The 15,609-nt window shown below is 66.2% G+C and carries 21 protein-coding genes and 1 pseudogene; 10 read left to right on the plus strand and 12 right to left on the minus strand.

All coding sequences use genetic code 11. The features are described 5' to 3' along the window. Positions 1 to 136: 136 nt before the first annotated feature. Positions 137 to 769 carry a LysE family translocator gene (locus AC5LXX_RS29485; RefSeq protein ID WP_493412087.1) on the plus strand — a complete coding sequence of 211 codons (633 nt, stop codon included), beginning with the start codon at positions 137 to 139 and terminating at the stop codon, positions 767 to 769. A 53-nt stretch (positions 770 to 822) separates the two neighbouring features. Continuing rightward, positions 823 to 1,008, plus strand: a complete 186-nt coding sequence (locus tag AC5LXX_RS29490; RefSeq protein WP_493412088.1) for a hypothetical protein — start codon at positions 823 to 825, stop codon at positions 1,006 to 1,008. 24 nt (positions 1,009 to 1,032) lie between these two features. Here AC5LXX_RS29490 and AC5LXX_RS29495 read toward each other — a convergent pair whose 3' ends face one another. The 3 genes from AC5LXX_RS29495 to AC5LXX_RS29505 all read right to left on the minus strand — a co-directional run bounded on the left by AC5LXX_RS29495 (position 1,033) and on the right by AC5LXX_RS29505 (position 3,123). After that, positions 1,033 to 1,734 (minus strand): YebB family permuted papain-like enzyme, encoded by a 702-nt coding sequence (locus AC5LXX_RS29495; RefSeq protein ID WP_493412089.1) that lies wholly within the window; start codon positions 1,732 to 1,734, stop codon positions 1,033 to 1,035. A gap of 141 nt (positions 1,735 to 1,875) precedes the next feature. After that, positions 1,876 to 2,445: a hypothetical protein gene (locus AC5LXX_RS29500; RefSeq protein WP_124454443.1), complete on the minus strand. Its 570-nt coding sequence runs from the start codon at positions 2,443 to 2,445 to the stop codon at positions 1,876 to 1,878. A gap of 219 nt (positions 2,446 to 2,664) precedes the next feature. After that, positions 2,665 to 3,123: an Lrp/AsnC family transcriptional regulator gene (locus AC5LXX_RS29505; RefSeq protein WP_059237883.1), complete on the minus strand. Its 459-nt coding sequence runs from the start codon at positions 3,121 to 3,123 to the stop codon at positions 2,665 to 2,667. 125 nt (positions 3,124 to 3,248) lie between these two features. Here AC5LXX_RS29505 and AC5LXX_RS29510 point away from each other — a divergent pair, with 125 nt between their 5' ends. From AC5LXX_RS29510 to surE, 3 genes are all read left to right on the plus strand, one after another. Beyond that, positions 3,249 to 3,983 carry an AzlC family ABC transporter permease gene (locus AC5LXX_RS29510; RefSeq protein WP_493404128.1) on the plus strand — a complete coding sequence of 245 codons (735 nt, stop codon included), beginning with the start codon at positions 3,249 to 3,251 and terminating at the stop codon, positions 3,981 to 3,983. After that, the gene (locus tag AC5LXX_RS29515) at positions 3,976 to 4,284 is read left to right on the plus strand and encodes an AzlD family protein (RefSeq protein ID WP_069749621.1); all 309 of its coding nucleotides are present in this window, start codon (positions 3,976 to 3,978) and stop codon (positions 4,282 to 4,284) included. The genes AC5LXX_RS29510 and AC5LXX_RS29515 overlap by 8 nt, the downstream gene beginning before the upstream one ends. 199 nt (positions 4,285 to 4,483) lie before the next feature. Continuing rightward, positions 4,484 to 5,263, plus strand: coding sequence for a 5'/3'-nucleotidase SurE (surE, locus tag AC5LXX_RS29520; RefSeq protein WP_493412090.1), 780 nt, complete (start codon positions 4,484 to 4,486; stop codon positions 5,261 to 5,263). A gap of 55 nt (positions 5,264 to 5,318) precedes the next feature. Here surE and AC5LXX_RS29525 read toward each other — a convergent pair whose 3' ends face one another. The 6 genes from AC5LXX_RS29525 to AC5LXX_RS29550 form a co-directional block, all read right to left on the minus strand. Next, on the minus strand, positions 5,319 to 6,140 hold the full coding sequence (locus AC5LXX_RS29525) for an SDR family NAD(P)-dependent oxidoreductase (protein WP_493412091.1): 822 nt from the start codon (positions 6,138 to 6,140) through the stop codon (positions 5,319 to 5,321). A 63-nt stretch (positions 6,141 to 6,203) separates the two neighbouring features. Further along, entirely contained in the window at positions 6,204 to 6,584 is a 381-nt protein-coding gene (locus AC5LXX_RS29530) for a hypothetical protein (protein ID WP_493412092.1), read from the minus strand. 86 nt (positions 6,585 to 6,670) lie between these two features. After that, positions 6,671 to 7,138 carry a cupin domain-containing protein gene (locus AC5LXX_RS29535; protein WP_124454431.1) on the minus strand — a complete coding sequence of 156 codons (468 nt, stop codon included), beginning with the start codon at positions 7,136 to 7,138 and terminating at the stop codon, positions 6,671 to 6,673. 170 nt (positions 7,139 to 7,308) lie between these two features. Next, positions 7,309 to 8,661: a pyridoxal phosphate-dependent decarboxylase family protein gene (locus tag AC5LXX_RS29540; protein WP_493412093.1), complete on the minus strand. Its 1,353-nt coding sequence runs from the start codon at positions 8,659 to 8,661 to the stop codon at positions 7,309 to 7,311. Between the two features lie 20 nt (positions 8,662 to 8,681). Next, positions 8,682 to 8,981, minus strand: a complete 300-nt coding sequence (locus tag AC5LXX_RS29545; protein ID WP_493412094.1) for an ArsR/SmtB family transcription factor — start codon at positions 8,979 to 8,981, stop codon at positions 8,682 to 8,684. A gap of 127 nt (positions 8,982 to 9,108) precedes the next feature. Then, the gene (locus AC5LXX_RS29550) at positions 9,109 to 9,996 is read right to left on the minus strand and encodes a LysR family transcriptional regulator (RefSeq protein WP_493412095.1); all 888 of its coding nucleotides are present in this window, start codon (positions 9,994 to 9,996) and stop codon (positions 9,109 to 9,111) included. A gap of 127 nt (positions 9,997 to 10,123) precedes the next feature. Between AC5LXX_RS29550 and AC5LXX_RS29555 the strand changes: the two genes are divergently transcribed. From AC5LXX_RS29555 to AC5LXX_RS29565, 3 genes are all read left to right on the plus strand, one after another. Further along, on the plus strand, positions 10,124 to 11,161 hold the full coding sequence (locus tag AC5LXX_RS29555; RefSeq protein ID WP_493412096.1) for an aldo/keto reductase: 1,038 nt from the start codon (positions 10,124 to 10,126) through the stop codon (positions 11,159 to 11,161). Between the two features lie 181 nt (positions 11,162 to 11,342). Further along, positions 11,343 to 11,819 (plus strand): GNAT family N-acetyltransferase, encoded by a 477-nt coding sequence (locus AC5LXX_RS29560; protein WP_493412097.1) that lies wholly within the window; start codon positions 11,343 to 11,345, stop codon positions 11,817 to 11,819. A 237-nt stretch (positions 11,820 to 12,056) separates the two neighbouring features. Further along, positions 12,057 to 12,320: a helix-turn-helix domain-containing protein gene (locus tag AC5LXX_RS29565; RefSeq protein WP_493412098.1), complete on the plus strand. Its 264-nt coding sequence runs from the start codon at positions 12,057 to 12,059 to the stop codon at positions 12,318 to 12,320. A gap of 1 nt (position 12,321) precedes the next feature. Here the strand turns inward: AC5LXX_RS29565 and AC5LXX_RS29570 are convergent. From AC5LXX_RS29570 to AC5LXX_RS29580, 3 genes and pseudogenes are all read right to left on the minus strand, one after another. Then, positions 12,322 to 12,444 (minus strand): annotated as a pseudogene (locus tag AC5LXX_RS29570) (methyltransferase domain-containing protein); the annotation flags it as partial. Positions 12,445 to 12,474: 30 nt separating this feature from the next. After that, the gene (locus AC5LXX_RS29575; protein WP_493412099.1) at positions 12,475 to 12,894 is read right to left on the minus strand and encodes a type II toxin-antitoxin system VapC family toxin; all 420 of its coding nucleotides are present in this window, start codon (positions 12,892 to 12,894) and stop codon (positions 12,475 to 12,477) included. Beyond that, the gene (locus AC5LXX_RS29580) at positions 12,894 to 13,145 is read right to left on the minus strand and encodes a type II toxin-antitoxin system Phd/YefM family antitoxin (protein WP_493412100.1); all 252 of its coding nucleotides are present in this window, start codon (positions 13,143 to 13,145) and stop codon (positions 12,894 to 12,896) included. The genes AC5LXX_RS29575 and AC5LXX_RS29580 overlap by 1 nt, the downstream gene beginning before the upstream one ends. Before the next feature lie 184 nt (positions 13,146 to 13,329). On the opposite strand from AC5LXX_RS29580, the gene AC5LXX_RS29585 reads away from it, so the two are divergent. Continuing rightward, positions 13,330 to 14,319: a hypothetical protein gene (locus tag AC5LXX_RS29585; RefSeq protein WP_493412101.1), complete on the plus strand. Its 990-nt coding sequence runs from the start codon at positions 13,330 to 13,332 to the stop codon at positions 14,317 to 14,319. 222 nt (positions 14,320 to 14,541) lie between these two features. Next, on the plus strand, positions 14,542 to 15,132 hold the full coding sequence (locus tag AC5LXX_RS29590) for a DUF4410 domain-containing protein (protein ID WP_493412102.1): 591 nt from the start codon (positions 14,542 to 14,544) through the stop codon (positions 15,130 to 15,132). Positions 15,133 to 15,609 lie beyond the last annotated feature (477 nt).

A 15,609-nucleotide genomic window follows, 5' to 3' on the forward strand; every position in this document is an offset into this window, starting at 1 on the left:
GCCGATCGCGCGTGCGCAATGCATGCGGCGCGATACGATCCGCACCGTCCGGCCATCGTCCGTTCGTTCGATTGACCGGCCGCGCGCGCACTCCTAAACTGACCTCCCTTACGTCGCACCGACAAAAGGGACTGCCATGATCGACCTCTCCACACTCGCGCTGTTCTCCAGCGCGTGTCTCGCGCTGACGGCCACGCCCGGCCCCGACATGCTGCTGATCGCGTCCCGCAGCGTGAGCCAGGGCCGGCGCGCCGGCTTCGCGACGCTCGCGGGCATCCAGGCCGGTACCTACTGCCACGCGCTCGCGGCCGCGCTCGGGCTGTCGCAGCTCTTCGTCGCGGTGCCGCTCGCGTATGACGCCGTGCGCTTCGCGGGCGCCGCGTACCTACTGTATCTCGCGTGGAAAACGTTCCGGTCGGATACGACCGCGCTGTCGCCCGTCGCGTCGCCACGCCGCCACTCGACCGCCGCGATCTTCCGTCAGGGCCTGACGACGAACCTGCTGAACCCGAAGATGGCGCTGTTCGTGCTCGCGTTGTTCCCGCAGTTCGTGCGGCCCGAGCACGGTTCGATCGCCGTGCAGATTCTCGTGCTCGCGACGGTGCTGAACCTGATCGGGATCGTCGTGAACGGCGCGGTGATTCTCTCCGCGAGCCGGCTGAGCCAGCGGATCGGCGCGCGCCGCCGGCCGTCGAAGCTGCCGCAGTACCTGCTCGGGTCGGTGTTCGTGGGGCTGGCCGCGCGGCTTGCGGTGGCGGGGCGTCCGTAGTCGCGAACGAATCACGCAATCGCACCGGTGCAATCGAATAAGCGAGGTATGAAATGACACCGTATGACACCCCGCGCGAGCGTGCATTGGCCGACCCCGAGGTACGTGCCGAATACGAACGCCTGAACCGCGAGGAATTCGTGCCGCTCGATGCAATGCTTGCTGCGCGACGAGCGGCCGGTGCGACGCAAGCCGATACCGCCGAAGGCTCGAAAACGAGCACGCCCACCGTGAAGTGACGCCGGCTTGCGTCATTGCCCGATTCAGGTGCTGCCTGGATTGTCACCTTCGGACACGTTTTCAACACGCTCGCGCGTATCCGCCACCACCCGCAATGCGCCGCTATCGAGCAGGCTCGCCGGCGTCACCGTGCGGCGGCGCCACGGAATCCGGCCGAAGTACCAGATCTTCCAGAAACCGAGCGGATGATCGGGATTCCGGCGCAGCAGCATGTCGAAGGTCTCGACGTCGCCGAGCACGATCCGTGTCGCATCGCGCACGACTTCGCGCACGAACCGCGAGCAGAACTGCCGGCGCGACGCGAGATTGAAACCCGTGTCGTACACCACGCCGATCCGGCGCATCGCCGCGTCGACGAGCCGGCGCCGCTGCGCGGCATCGAGCGGCTGCTTGAGTCGCGCGATCACGCATGCGCCGCGATCGGAGCGCGCGAGAAACCGCGACATCGTCGTCACGCGCGACAGCGGAAACGTGCTCTCCGCGATCAGCACCTCGCCGCCGCGCGCGCCGACGACGATCCCGACGTGATTCGTCCACGAGCGCGTCGCGCTCGCCACTTCGAGAAACGGCCGCGCGGTCACGCGAATGAACACGATGTCGCCGATCTCCGGCTCGACCGGCAACGGCACGTCATGCGTTTCGGGAGAACCCACGTAGAAGGGATGCCGCCGGCCTGCGCCGGGCGAGCGGATCATGAGCGGCTGGCAGCCGGTATCGACGACCATACGGACCTCGCACGAGTAGTGATGGCGCGAGCATGTCAGCAGTGGTCGTGCGCCGCACCCGCTTCATGTGCGAGGGTGGGGTTTCGCGCCGCCCGGTGGCGGATTTCGATACCGGCGTGACGCGCGCAGGCGCCGCGGCCTTCAGCGCGTCGCGCCCAGCGCCACGCGCAGCCGCTCCATCAGCTGCGTGTAATGCCGCAGCACGTCGTCCTTCGGCACGACGTTCGCGGTCGCGAAACGATCGGCCCACACCGGCTTCCACTCATACGAACCGTGCACGCTGCGATCGCCGTCGGGCGCCTGGATCAGCGAACGGATCCGCGCGTCACGGCCCGGGCCTGTATGCACGTCGAACAGCGCGTGAATGTACGTGTGATACGCGTCGTATACGTCGTCGTCGAACAGGTAGCGGTAGATGTGGAACGTGCGGTCGAGGTCGCGTTTCGCGCGGATCACGTCGTCCGGCGAGATGTCCTTCCAGTAGCCGATCCACGTATAGAAGCACAGCAGCGCATTGAGCTGCGGCGCGACGGCGTCGTACAGCGCCAGCCGCTTCTCGATCAGCCGCTGGTTGGTCCACTGCACGAGTTCGAGCCGCTTCAGCCGGCGCGCGACGAGCCAGCCGAGACACGCGACCGACAGCGGCGTCAGCACGCCGAGCACGAGCTTGACGATTTCCAGCGAATTCCACGGGGTGTTGATTGGCTGCATGAATGGCCCGACAAGAAGAAACGCCTTCACTTCAACGCATGACCCGGCGCGCAACGCCACGCGCGCGATCGCGTCGACATTGACCGTTAGTTGCTTGCGCATCGAACGTCGCACGATCGCCCGGCAAAGCGTGTGACGTGACCGACCTCGCCAGTTTATCCGGCGATTGTCACCGCGCGATGACCATTCGTCGACGCGTCGCCGCCTACCCGCATCGCACTATGTCGGCAGCGCCGACGTGAGCTTGACCTTCTGCATCGGAATGTCGGTCTTCACGCTGAGCACGCCGGGAATGCGCGTCAGGTATTCCATCTGGAAGCGCCGGTAGTCGTCGATGTCGGCCGCGACGACGCGCAGCAGGAAATCGCAATCGCCGGCCATCAGGTGGCATTCGACGACTTCCGGCATCTGCTGGACGGCCTCCGAGAAACGGTTCACCGATTCCGCGTCCTGCCCCTTCAGCCACACGCGCGTGAAGATCGTCAGCCCCTTGCCGACCTTCGCGGGATTCAGCACGGCCACATATTTCTCGATCACGCCCGCTTCCTCGAGGAGCCGCACGCGCCGCAGGCACGGCGACGGCGACAGCCCGACCTCGTGCGCGAGTTCCACGTTCTGCATCCGGCCGTCGCGCTGCAGCGCGCTCAGGATCCGGCGGTCGATTGCGTCAAGTTTCATTTGGCATCCGATTCCAAAAAATTCACGTATTACGCGTTCAATGCCAAATTCTGAGAAAAATCTGGCGACAACGCAACCCGATTCGAGTCAAAAAAGCAGACAATCCCTCCCCCGAAGGAGGAGTAATGAGCAGTAGCGTTTCAACGTCGTCCGGGCTTCGCGACAAGCCCGCCTATGTCGCCGAGATGGGTCGCGGTTTGCGCGCGGCGCTGCCCGTCATGCTGGGTTTCGTGCCGTTCGCGCTCGTGCTGGGCGCGCAGGCCGCGCAGAAAGGGCTGAGCCTGTTCGAGGTGCCGATGATGACGGGCCTGAACTTCGGCGGCGGCTCGGAATTCGCGGCGATCCATCTGTGGACGTCGCCGCCGCACATCGCGCTGATCGTCGCGATGTCGTTCCTCGTGAATTCGCGCCACATACTGATGGGCGCCGCATTCGAGCCATATATCCGGCGCCTGCCGCGCCGTCGCGCGTTCGTCGCGCTGTTCTTCATGTGCGACGAGAGCTGGGCGATGTCGCTCGCCGACGCGAGGGCCCGCTCGGCCACGCACATCAGCGTGCCCTATTACGCGGGCATCTGCATGGGGCTCTACCTGACGTGGATCTCGATGACGACGCTCGGCGCGGCAGTCGGCCCGACGATCGGCAACGTCGAGCAGTACGGCTTCGACATGGCGTTCACGGCCGTGTTTCTGGTGCTGCTGCGCGGCATGTGGAAAGGGATGCGCGCGAGCCGCCCGTGGTTCGTGAGCCTCGTCGTCGCGGCAGCGACGCATCTCGCCGTGCCCGGCGCATGGTACGTCGCGGCCGGCGCGTGCGCGGGGCTGATCGCAGCGCTGCTGTGGGAGCCGCGGGATGCCTGAGCTTCCGGATTTCAGCACCGTCGCGACGATCGTGCTGATGGCGTCGACGACCTATCTGTCGCGCATCCTCGGCTACGTGCTGCTGCGCAACCGCACGCTGAGCCCGCGGATGGCGTCGGTGATGGAGAACGTGCCGGGCTGCGTGCTGATCTCGGTGATCGCGCCGGCTTTCGTGTCGACGCGCCCCGCCGACCTGCTCGCGCTCGCGATCACCCTCGTCGCGGCGACGCGCCTGTCGATCCTGCCGACCGTCATCGTCGGCGTCGTGTCCGCCGGCCTGCTGCGCTACCTGCTCGGCTGAGCGTTTCCGGCCGCCGCCTCGACGGCACATTCAACGACGAACGGGCGCACGCTGCGCCCGTTTTCACGTCCGCGCCAGACTGCGACGCATGCGTGACACGACGATCCTCACGCCGGAGTGCTAGCCTTGTGGCTTGCGCCGCGCAGGCAGCGGCGCTGCACGCCCCCTCTCATCGCCCATCTCCGCGAGGATCGTCCCGATGCAAGAAACCCGCCCGCTGTTCGACCGCGTCCTGCTCACCAACGACGACGGATTCGACGCCCCCGGCCTGGAAGTACTCGAACAGGTCGCCACGCAACTGGCACGCGAAGTGTGGATCGTCGCGCCGGCGGAAGACCAGAGCGGCACGTCGCACTCGCTGAGCCTGCACGAACCGCTGCGCGTGCATCGCAAGGGCGAGCGCCGCTTCGCGGTGCGCGGCACGCCCGGCGACTGCGTCGCGATCGCGGTCAGCCACCTGATGAAGGATGCGCGGCCCGACGTTGTGCTGTCCGGCGTGAACCGCGGCGCGAACCTCGGCACCGAAACGGTGTTTTCCGGCACGGTCGGCGCCGCGATGACGAGCATGCTGGTCGGCGTGCCGGCCATCGCGCTGAGCCAGGCATTCATCGATCGCAACGCGGTGCCGTGGAGCACCGCGCTCGCGCATGCGCCGGACGTCATTCGCCGGCTCGTCGCCGCCGGCTGGGACAGCGACGCCTGCCTCAACGTGAATTTCCCGCCGCGACCGGCCGACGACGTGCGCGGCCTGAAGGTGACGAATCAGGGCGCCGGCACGCTGCAGGGCGTCGAGATCGTGTCGGGACGCGATCCGCGCGAGATCGACTATCACTGGCTGAAGCTCGCGCGTGCCCCGCGCGACGACGATGCAGATTCGGAAACGGTCGCACTCGGCGAAGGCCATATCGCGGTCACGCCGCTGAAGTTCGAGCGCACGCACGACCAGGCGCTCGCGCGGCTGCGGTCGAATCTCGGCTGATCGTCCGCGCCTTCCGACAACCGCGGCGGTCGCGCACGCGCCGCCGTGTCCCCCTTCACGTCAGGTTCAAGCCGCCGTCGAGCATCACGATCTCGCCCGTCACGTAATCGGACGCGACGAGCATCGCGACCGTCTGCGCGATGTCGTCCGGCGTCGCCGCGCGACGCATCGGCGCCCGCTCGCGCCATAGCTGCTGCGCGTCCGTCCAGTCGGCGGTCAGCGGCGTATCGACGAGCCCCGGCGCCACGGCATTGACGCGAATCGCCGGCGCGAGCGTGCGTGCCAGCAGCCGTGTCGTGTGATTGAGCGCGGCCTTCGCGGCCGCGTACGGGATCGACGCGCCCTTCGGCCGCACGCCCGCGTGCGAACTGATGTTCACGACACACCCGGCGCGCCCGTGCGATGCCGCCTCGCGCAGCGCGGCCTCCGCTTCGGCCACCAGCCGAAACGGCGCGATCACGTTGATCTCGTGCATCTCGCGCCACACGTCGGGCGTGGCCGCCGCGAGGTCGTCATGCGGAATCACGCGGCTGACGCCCGCGTTGTTGACCAGCACGTCGAGCCGCCCGTGCACGGCGAGCGCATCTCGGATCAATCGCACGCGCTCCGTATCGTCCGCGAGATCGGCCTGCACGTAGGCGCCGCCGAGTTCGCGCGCCATCGCACGCCCGGTGTCGGCCGAACTGCGCGAGTGCAGGATCACCGCGTAGCCGTCCGCCGCCAGGCGGCGCGCGACGGCTGCGCCGATTCCCGACGTCGAGCCGGTGACGAGTGCGACCGGCCGCTGCACGCGCGACGCGCGCGGCTCGACGGCGGCTTCGGTGTCGGGGGCCGTTTCGGCAATCGGGGCAGACATCGGCGGAAGCGGCGCGTCCATGGCGTGGATCCCGTTCAGTGGCGTTCCCGCATCATAAGCGCGACGGGGTCGCGAGAAGCAAATTCATGCCTTGGGTCGCTGCCACCGATGCATCAGCCAGAACACAAAGCCCGCCACTGCCCCCAGGCCCACGAACGCCAGGAACCCCAAAGCGGCCGACAAGCCTTCCTTGAAAACATCGTCATTCCAGATGGCGGTGTAAATGAAATAGGTGGCAATCCACGTCAGCAGCCCCGTGATGCTGCCGCACAGGCACGATGAAATCATCGACACGCGCCAGTATTTCGTGACGAGCAGATATTGCGGAATCGCAAACGCTGCCGTGCCGAGGTACGCGATCGGTACGGAATACTTGAGCGACCCGGGACCGTCGGCCAAATACGACCATACCAGGCCGGGCACGAGGGCCGCGAGCGCAAAAGCGAGAAAAGGTATCTGACGCATCGAAGCAGGCAGCCGCTAGCTGCAGCCGTTCCATTGAAATCAAGCTCGTTCGGCGCACGAATCCGGAGATGGCGTGCAATCGGCCGTCACGGCCGCTTCGGCAACTCGACATACTCCTCGAGCTCGCCCGCGATATAAAGCCGCTTGCCGATTCGCGGGTATTCGCAGACGTCGTGTTCGAGCCGCTGCCCGCCGACGAGCAGTTCCAGCGGTGCCTCGCCGGTGTTCTGCACCGTATGCGCTTCGCCGCCGCGCGGAAAGCCGATGAAATCGCCGGGCCCGATTTCACTCGCGCGTTCGCCGATCGTGACCGAGCCCGTGCCGGACAGCACGTACACGAACTCTTCTTCGTACAGGTGACGGTGATATTCGGCCGATTCGTGACCGGGCATCAGCGTGAGCAGGTGAACGCCGAATTGCGTCAGGCCGGTCAGGTCGCTGAGTTGTCGCTTGAGTCGGACGGCATTGGGATTGAGCGAATGCACCGCGCGCGTCGGTTCCATCTTCGCGATATCGGCGGCCTTCAGCAGTTCCCGGGGAAAGGGAGTCGACATGGGGATCTCGCAAGCGTGAATGCTTCTGTTGGACGCGGTGCCGGCGCGGCCCGCGCAGCGGCTATTGTCCGACATTTTCACGCGTGCAAGGGTGCGCACGGCCGCTGCGCTTCGTCGAATGCCTGAATGTTGCGTCCGCAACCGTTACGGCCGCGGACGGCGGGTGACGCTCAACCCACGTGCACGCCGCGCAGCTTCGTCAGCAACGCGACGAGCCGATCGATGTGCGCATCCTCGGTGCGCCACGACGACACGCTGATCCGGAATGCCGGCCGCCCCTGCCATACGGTTGCGCCGAACCACACGTCGCCCGATGCCTGCGCGGCGTCGAGGATCGCCGCCGTTTCCTCGTCGGTGCCGGCGCGCACGAGCACCTGGTTCAGCACGACGCGGTTCAGCACGTCGTAGCCGGCCGCACGCAAGCCGTCCGCGATCCGCGCCGCCTGCGCGCAATGCCGCTCGACCATCGTCGCCAGGCCGGCGCGGCCGAGCGAGCGCAGCGCGGCCCATACCGGAATACCGCGCGCACGCCGCGAGAATTCGAGGTTCAGGTTCTTCTGCGCATCCTGCGCGCCGCTCAGGTACACGGCGTCGCTGTTCATCGCAGTCGCGAGCGCGGCCGCGTCGCGGCAGATCACCATCGCGCCGTCGTACGGCGTGTTGAGCCACTTGTGGCCGTCGGTCGTCCAGCTGTCTGCGCCGTCGATGCCGTCCGTCAGCGCGCGTTTCGACGATGCGCGCGCCCACAGGCCGAACGCGCCGTCCACGTGCACCCATGCGCCGGCCGCCTTCGCGGGCGGGATCAGCGCCGCGAACGGATCGAATTCGCCGGTGTTCACTTCGCCGGCCTGCACGCAGAGGATCGTCATGTCGTCGAGCGGCGGCAACTGCGCGGGGTCGATACGGCCGTGCGCATCGACCGGCGCCACGACGATGCGCTTCATCCCGAAGCCGAGCACGCGCAGCGCCTTCTTCACCGTGATGTGCGCGAGCGCGGAGATCACGACCTTCACTTCGGGCGCGCCGATCAGGCCGTCCTCGTCGATATCCCAGCCCTTGCGCGCGAGCAGTGCGCGTCGCGCGGCCACCAGCGCGACGAGCGTGCAGGCCGTCGCGCTCGTGCCGAAGCCGACCGCACTGCCTTCCGGCAACCCGAGCGCATCGACGACCCAGCGCGCGGCCTGGCGCTCGAGCGTCGCGGCCACCGGCGAATTCGCATACGACGACGCGCACTGGTCCCATGCGAGCATCAATCGCTCGGCCGCCGCCGCGGCCGGCAGCGTCGCGCCGATCACGAAGCCGAAGTAGTTCGGGCCGTTCGATGCGACCGTCGCGGGCGTGCCGTGCTCGTCGAGCAGGCGCAGCACGTCGTCGGCCGGGCGGCCCACATCGGGCAACGGTTCGTCGAACGCGGCGAGGCCGGCCAGCGCGGCTGCGTCGGGAAACGCGCGCCGTTCGTTCGTTGCAGCCAGATACGCGTGCGCGCGCCGGTCGGCGTCGGCCAGCAGTGCCAGTTCGTCCATGTCGGGTGCCTCGGTGAGAGTCAGAGTTGCGAGAGATAGCGGCCGAGCTGCTGCAGCGCGCCGTCGATCCGCTTGTAGTACGTGAACTTGCCGACGCGGGTCGCCCGCACGAGCCCGGCATCCGCGAGGATGCGCATGTGGCGCGTGGTCGTGGCCGGTGCGATGCCGAGCTTCTCGGTGATGTATGTGCAGCACACGCCGAGCGCGTCGAAGTCGCCGTGCGGCTGCGGCGGGAAATGCTCGCGCGGCTGTTTAAGCCAGCGCAGCACGGCCAGACGGCTTTCGTTGGCCAAGGCGCTGATGCGGGTGACGTCGTCCATGGGATGCGGTTTCGTTTGACGTTTTGAATATTAGCTAAATGACGAAATGTGGGCAAATGGTTTGGCGAGGGATTTCAGCCGGTGATGCGATCGCAGCGAGATCGTCGCGGCAACGCGTGGCGACGTGTTACGCCGCCGTCAGCGCCTGCGCCAGCCTGTCGATCAACGCACGCACGCGCCGCGGCTGCGCGGTGCTGCCCGGATAGACGATCTGCAAGTCGACTTCGCCCGGCGAGAAGTCGCGAAGCACTTCGACGAGCGCGCCAGACGCCAGATCCTGCTCGACATCGACCAGCGACTTCAGCGCAATGCCATGCCCCGCGACGCACCACGCACGCACGAGCGCGCCGTCGTTGGCCACGCGGCGGCCGCGCACCATCACGCGCTTCGGTTCGCCACCGATGCTGAACGGCCATTCGGCATACAGGTCCGGCCCGAAGCGCATCACGATGCAGTCGTGAGCGGCAAGATCGTCAGGATGCGTGGGCGTGCCGTGCGCGGCCAGATACGCGGGAGACGCACACACCACGCGCCGCGCGCGGCCGAGCGAACGACTGCGCAGCGAACTGTCCGCGAGCGTGCCGCGGCGGATCGCGAAATCGAGCCCCTGCCCGACGAGATCGACGTAGCCGTCGCCGAGATGCAGATCGACCGTGACGCCCGGATGCTCGACGAGGAACGCATCGACGACGGGCACCACGCGCTCGCGCCCGAGATCGGCCGGCGCGCTCAACCGCACGGGCCCCGACAGCGTCTGCACGCCCAGCCGCACGCGGCTTTCGAGTTCGTCGGCCTCGGCCAGCAGGCGCCGCGCGCCGTCAACGAGCGTGCGGCCCTCGTCGGTCAGGCTGATCGCACGCGTCGTGCGCGTGAGCAGCGCCGCGCCGTAGTGGCGCTCGAGCGCCGTCAGCCGCTCGGACACCGTGGCCGGCGACAGCCCGACCTCGCGTCCCGCCGCGGCGAGCCCGCCCTTCTCCACGATGCGCAGGAACAGCGCGAGGTTGTCGAGCAGCATTGTTCGCCTCTTCCGAAGGATATTTTCGCTATCTTCAGGATTATCAGGAAAAGTCGCAAACGGTACAGTGGTCGCCTGACGATCGACATGCGGCCTCGCCCCGCTCACACGACACAAGGAAACGCACATGGAATACCGTACGCTCGGCCGTTCCGGCCTCAAGGTTCCCGTCCTGAGCTTCGGCGCAGGCACCTTCGGCGGCAGCGGCCCGCTGTTCGGCGCATGGGGCAACACGGGCGCGGACGAAGCGCGCCGCCTCGTCGACATCTGCCTCGAAGCCGGCGTCAACCTGTTCGACACGGCCGACGTGTATTCGGACGGCGAATCCGAGCGTGTGCTCGGCGCCGCGATCAAGGGGCGCCGCGACCAGGTGCTGATCTCGACGAAGACGGGCCTGCCGACCGGCAGCGGCCCGAACGACGCGGGCACGTCGCGCGCGAGACTGGTACGCGCCGTCGACGACGCGCTGCGCCGCCTCGACACCGACTACATCGACCTGCTGCAGTTGCACGCGTTCGATGCGGGCACGCCGGTCGAGGAAGTGATGTCGACGCTCGACGATCTCGTGCGCGCGGGCAAGCTGCGCTATCTCGGCGTGTCGAACTTTGCCGGCTGGCAGATCATGAAGTCGCTCGCGGCGGCCGACCGGCACGGCTGGTCGCGCTATGTCGCCAACCAGGTCTACTACTCGCTCGTCGGCCGCGACTACGAATGGGACCTGATGCCGCTCGGCGCCGACCAGGGCCTCGGGGCGCTCGTGTGGAGCCCGCTCGGCTGGGGCCGGCTCACCGGCAAGATCCGCCGCAATGCGCCGCTGCCCGAAGGCAGCCGCCTGCATGAAACGGCCAGCTACGGGCCGCCGGTCGACGACGAACGCCTGTACGACGTGGTCGATCTACTCGACGCGATCGCGGAAGAAACCGGCAAGACGGTGCCGCAGATCGCGCTGAACTGGCTGCTGCAGCGGCCGACCGTGTCGTCGGTGATCATCGGCGCGCGCAACGAGGAACAGTTGCGGCAGAACCTCGGCGCGGTCGGCTGGGCGCTGACCGATGCGCAGGTCGCGAAGCTCGATGCGGCGAGTGCAGTGGAAGCGCCTTATCCGTACTTCCCGTACCGCCGGCAAGAGGCGTTCGCGCGGTTGAATCCGCCGATGCGCGGGTAAGGGGCGGCGGTGACGCGGCGGTGCGACCCTGTCGGTCGCGCCGATGCTCGATGCGTGGCCGTGGCACCAGAAAGCAAGGTCGTCATGGGCCTACCCGTCGCGTCGCGAACTTCCTATCGTAGAGGCCTGCGACGTGCCCGCCGAACGGGCAACGCGCCCCCTCTTTGAAAGGTTCGCAAATATGAGCGCCAGCGACACCAGCCCGACCGTACGCGCAGTCCGGGAAGACGACTACGACCAATGGCTGCCGCTGTGGGACGGCTACAACCGCTTCTACGGCCGCTTCGACGACACCGCGCTGCCGCTGCACGTCACGCAGCTCACGTGGTCGCGCTTCTTCGACGGGTACGAACCGGTGCATGCGTTCGTCGCCGAGCGCAACGGCCGGCTCGTCGGGCTCGTGCATTTTCTGTATCACCGCAGCACAACGCACGCCGGGCCGTCCTGCTATCTACAGGATCTCTTCACGCTCGACAGCGAACGCGGCAAGGGCGTCGGCCGCGCACTGATCGAAGCCGTGTACGACGCCGCGCGCCGGCATCGCGCCGAACGCGTGTACTGGCAAACGCACGAGACGAATCACACGGCGCAGCGGCTCTACGACACGGTCGCGGAGAAAACGGGTGGCGTTGTTTACCGGAAGGCGCTGACGCGCTGAGTGCGTCGGAGCGAACACCCACCCCAGCGGCCATGCATTGATCCACAGAAACAGCGGCACACGCGCCCACTGTTTCAACGCACTGGATACTGGAACTCGAGCAAGCGCCGGCCGCTTGGATTAATCCGCACAATCGAGCGGGATGCTCGATCACAGTCGTGGTCGCTTCGACGGCCTGGTAGCCCCCAGGACACAGAATCTCTATTCACGTCCGTTTTTGTATCTCTTGGGCTACAAATGACGACATTGGCAGATGTAGGAGAGATGCTGAGAGATGCTCGCCATGCAGCGGGGCTTTCTCAGAAAGAGCTGGCCGAGCACGCCGATATCGCGCGGACGACGCTCGCACATATGGAGACACTCGCGCAAGGCGACATGAGCGTATCTGCGCTCGTTCGCCTCCTGGAGGCCGCCGGCTATGACCTGCGCATCGTGAAGCGCGGCCATGGGCGCACGCTCGATGACGTGCTGGCAGAGCAGCGCACGATGGGAGATGCGTGATCAACGCGCGCTGCATGTCGTCGAGATCCATGAGCACGTTGTACGCCATCACGAAATCGAAGCTGGCCGCATCGAACGGCAGCGCCGCCGCGTCGGCCAGTTGATAGTGATGCGCGGAATCCGATTTCCCTCGTGAGACAGTTGACTGATTCGCTCAATCCCATGGATTCAGGATGGCAACACCGGTTTCAACAAAATCGGCAACGTTGCGCGTCACGACCGTCATGCCATGCACGATCGCCGTCGCAGCAATGAGCGCGTCCCGCTCGGACCGCCGGTCCGGCACATGGAGCCGTGCGCATCGTTGGGCGACAGCAGTATCGACCGGTAACACGCGACCCGCGAACTCGGGCAGGACGTGCCCGTCAAGCCATGCCCTGAGTAGCGCCCCCTGTTCCGCGTCTCTGCGCTCGATCTGCAAAACACCTGTCTCCAGTTCCATGATCGTGATGGCCGAGACAAACAGCGCCGACGCATCGACGGTCGAACACCAGGCCGCCACGTTCCTGTCCGCCTTGCCCGCCCGCACTTTCCGGAGTTCCGAAACCACATGGGTATCGAGAACGAACATCATCAGAAATCGACCGCCTTGGTCTTGACGCTTGCGCGCGGCGGATCGAATTCGATGTCCTCGACACCTGGCATGGCGAGCGAGTCGGCAATGTTGCGCCGCTGCCGGGTGAGACGCTGGTATTCCTCGAAACTCAGCAGCACATGGGCAGGCTTGCCGCGGTCGGTGATGAACACGGGGCCGTTCTTTGTCGCCTTCTTTGCCTTGGTCACGTCCTGGTTGAGTTCACGACTCGAGAGCGTGGTAATGGTCACGATGAACTCCTGGAATCCATATATGTAGGTACGTTACTACACTGCATGGATCCATGTCATTCCTCTCCCTGCACGGCGGATTCCTCGCGATACCTGTAGCGACGTCCTACAGTTACGAGAAACAACCCGCACCGCCGCGCCTCGCCCCCGCTCGACGATGCGCACCCGATTCCGAGGAAAGTCCATGCCGAGCATCCTGGCCGCTCCCGCCAATCTCCCCCCGAGCCCCGTCGCGGCGGAAACGCGCATGGTGCACGATGTGGCGACGCTGCAGCTGTCCGACTACCGTTCGGCAGATGGTGCATCGTGGGTCATTTCGACCATCACGCCGGCGGCGGACAGCGGCGAGAGCGTCACCGGCACGACGTATTTCGACACCGCGAAAGGCCGGACCGTCACCGTGCCCGACGCACGTCGCCGCTATGCGAACCGCGGCACGTGGCAGGTCGTCGCGAGTTCGAGCCCGTCGGTGCCCGCGACAGGCCGCTACGACTGGCTGACGCTCGCCTGGCTGCCGATCAACCGGCGGCCGCTGCCGCAAACGCCCGAGCACCTGTATTCGCCGTTCATTCGCGGCGGCACGATCGTCTATCGGTGGAATCCGGCGGCCGAAGGCGGCGAGCAGTTCGGCAACGTGCGGATGATCTTTCCGGAATGGACGCAGCAGGTGGCCGATGCGCTGCGGTCCATGCAGAACGGCGCGTCAAGCACACCGCCTGCGCTCGAACGCCTGAAAACGGACAGCAACCCGATGACCGCCGTGCTCGACTTCGGCACTGCGCTGCAGGAAGAACCGGTGGAACGGATCGTCGCGCAACTGCCTGCGTTGCTGCGGGTGAAGGATCGGCACGAACTGTCGGCGATCGTGTACCTGTGCCTGTCCACGCCGCACGCGGAAGACCGGCCACACTTCGTCGAAACGATCAACCGGGCCATCGCGGACACCGATGACCGCGCACGCCTGTTGGCCATCGCATACGGCGCGTTCGCCGCGGGGCGGACACAACCGGTTCCGTTCCGCGACAGTACGCTGAGGGCGCTCATCGACGACGTGTTCGGCGCGCTGAAACGGCGGACGACGGCGCTCGACGTGCCCGTCGGGGAAGGGACGCAGTGGTATGAGTTCTTTACGGCGTATCGGTTGGGTGAAGCGGTACCGGACAACGGCCGGTAATCACCCGCCAAGAGATGCCGCCGCGAAAGCAATAACAAATCTCCAACGCCGTCCATCGCTCGCCGCACATTATCCCGGCCATTCTCCGGTGCAAACGCACCGCGCCGGTCGAACACCGAATCGATTCTCGATCTATTCGACGAATTGAACCGGATCGCGCCGTGTTAGATTCCCGCTCGGCCATAGCGCCCATTCAAATAACCTCAATCAAAAGACCAAATCATGAAATCTCTTATCCGTCATGCCGCCCTGGCATTCGTGACGATCGGCTTCCTGTCGGGCTGCGCCAGCAGCGTGACGCGCGACGCCAGCGGTCCGGCAGGGGCCGCCGTGACCGCATCGACGACCCCATTCGGCAAGAAACCCGTGATCGTGAAGGTCACGCTCGACAATGCCGCGCAGGAAGCGTTGAAAGACAACCTGAAGTTCGACGCGAAGAAACTGCAGGAGAAAATCGAACACGCACTGGACGCACGCCAGTTGCTGGCCAAAGCGGATGCAACCGACGCGATGCACCTGAACGTCGAAGTCACCGGCATTCGCGTGCGCTCGAGTTTCTCGGCCGTCATGTTCGGCTTCATGGCCGGCAGCGATTACGTCGACGGCACCGTCACGCTCACCGATGCCGACAATCATCCGGTCGACCACTTCAAGGTGTCGGCGTCGTATGCGCTCGGCGGTATCGCCGGCATCGACAGCATGCGCATGGACTGGCTGTACGAGAAATTCACCGAGAAGACGCTCGCGACGCTCGATCCGGCGACCGCGGGAACGCAGACCGACGCGGCAGCGGCAGCGTCGAAGAAGCTGTAAGACCCGACGCCCGACGGATCGCGGATGCGCGGCCCGTCGGGCCATGGCGGCAGCCCCTGTGCCGCCGCCAACGGACGACCTCTCCGGTCGCAAACCGGGTGTCAGGCAATGCGCGAGTGAATGCCCTGTGCTCGCATCTGGCAGCGTTCCTATTCCGTTGAACCAGCCGATATGCATCGGATGCGGCCGCGCCCACCGACCGCCACAAGGCATTCACGCCCGCCCGCACGACACCAAAAAAAGCGGCCACTCGCGACAGGAGCGGCCGTCAAGGAGAGATCCCTGTTCGGGATGCCGGAGGACACCACATCTCACCGGTATGCGTATTGTTGATGAGCGGAAATCCGCTGACCATCAGACTGGTCTGATTCGCTCGGCGTCTGCATGAAAATCGCGCAGTCCTGACCCATGCGCATGCGTCGAATCCGCAATACGCCGTTACGTTCTCGAATGGAACCCCCATACGTGGCAACCGGT

Source organism: Burkholderia torrens (genome assembly GCF_984668525.1).

Excerpts from the sequence above, each read along its gene's own strand:
- AC5LXX_RS29545 (WP_493412094.1), bottom strand. The coding sequence starts at position 8,981 with ATGGACGACGTCACCCGCATCAGCGCCTTGGCCAACGAAAGCCGTCTG.
- AC5LXX_RS29575 (WP_493412099.1), bottom strand. The coding sequence starts at position 12,894 with ATGATGTTCGTTCTCGATACCCATGTGGTTTCGGAACTCCGGAAAGTG.
- AC5LXX_RS29490 (WP_493412088.1), top strand. The coding sequence starts at position 823 with ATGACACCGTATGACACCCCGCGCGAGCGTGCATTGGCCGACCCCGAG.
- AC5LXX_RS29540 (WP_493412093.1), bottom strand. The coding sequence starts at position 8,661 with ATGGACGAACTGGCACTGCTGGCCGACGCCGACCGGCGCGCGCACGCG.
- AC5LXX_RS29515 (WP_069749621.1), top strand. The coding sequence starts at position 3,976 with ATGCCTGAGCTTCCGGATTTCAGCACCGTCGCGACGATCGTGCTGATG.
- AC5LXX_RS29505 (WP_059237883.1), bottom strand. The coding sequence starts at position 3,123 with ATGAAACTTGACGCAATCGACCGCCGGATCCTGAGCGCGCTGCAGCGC.
- AC5LXX_RS29550 (WP_493412095.1), bottom strand. The coding sequence starts at position 9,996 with ATGCTGCTCGACAACCTCGCGCTGTTCCTGCGCATCGTGGAGAAGGGC.
- AC5LXX_RS29525 (WP_493412091.1), bottom strand. The coding sequence starts at position 6,140 with ATGGACGCGCCGCTTCCGCCGATGTCTGCCCCGATTGCCGAAACGGCC.
- AC5LXX_RS29565 (WP_493412098.1), top strand. The coding sequence starts at position 12,057 with ATGACGACATTGGCAGATGTAGGAGAGATGCTGAGAGATGCTCGCCAT.
- AC5LXX_RS29535 (WP_124454431.1), bottom strand. The coding sequence starts at position 7,138 with ATGTCGACTCCCTTTCCCCGGGAACTGCTGAAGGCCGCCGATATCGCG.
- surE (WP_493412090.1), top strand. The coding sequence starts at position 4,484 with ATGCAAGAAACCCGCCCGCTGTTCGACCGCGTCCTGCTCACCAACGAC.
- AC5LXX_RS29530 (WP_493412092.1), bottom strand. The coding sequence starts at position 6,584 with ATGCGTCAGATACCTTTTCTCGCTTTTGCGCTCGCGGCCCTCGTGCCC.
- AC5LXX_RS29500 (WP_124454443.1), bottom strand. The coding sequence starts at position 2,445 with ATGCAGCCAATCAACACCCCGTGGAATTCGCTGGAAATCGTCAAGCTC.
- AC5LXX_RS29555 (WP_493412096.1), top strand. The coding sequence starts at position 10,124 with ATGGAATACCGTACGCTCGGCCGTTCCGGCCTCAAGGTTCCCGTCCTG.
- AC5LXX_RS29590 (WP_493412102.1), top strand. The coding sequence starts at position 14,542 with ATGAAATCTCTTATCCGTCATGCCGCCCTGGCATTCGTGACGATCGGC.
- AC5LXX_RS29495 (WP_493412089.1), bottom strand. The coding sequence starts at position 1,734 with ATGGTCGTCGATACCGGCTGCCAGCCGCTCATGATCCGCTCGCCCGGC.
- AC5LXX_RS29585 (WP_493412101.1), top strand. The coding sequence starts at position 13,330 with ATGCCGAGCATCCTGGCCGCTCCCGCCAATCTCCCCCCGAGCCCCGTC.
- AC5LXX_RS29510 (WP_493404128.1), top strand. The coding sequence starts at position 3,249 with ATGAGCAGTAGCGTTTCAACGTCGTCCGGGCTTCGCGACAAGCCCGCC.
- AC5LXX_RS29560 (WP_493412097.1), top strand. The coding sequence starts at position 11,343 with ATGAGCGCCAGCGACACCAGCCCGACCGTACGCGCAGTCCGGGAAGAC.
- AC5LXX_RS29485 (WP_493412087.1), top strand. The coding sequence starts at position 137 with ATGATCGACCTCTCCACACTCGCGCTGTTCTCCAGCGCGTGTCTCGCG.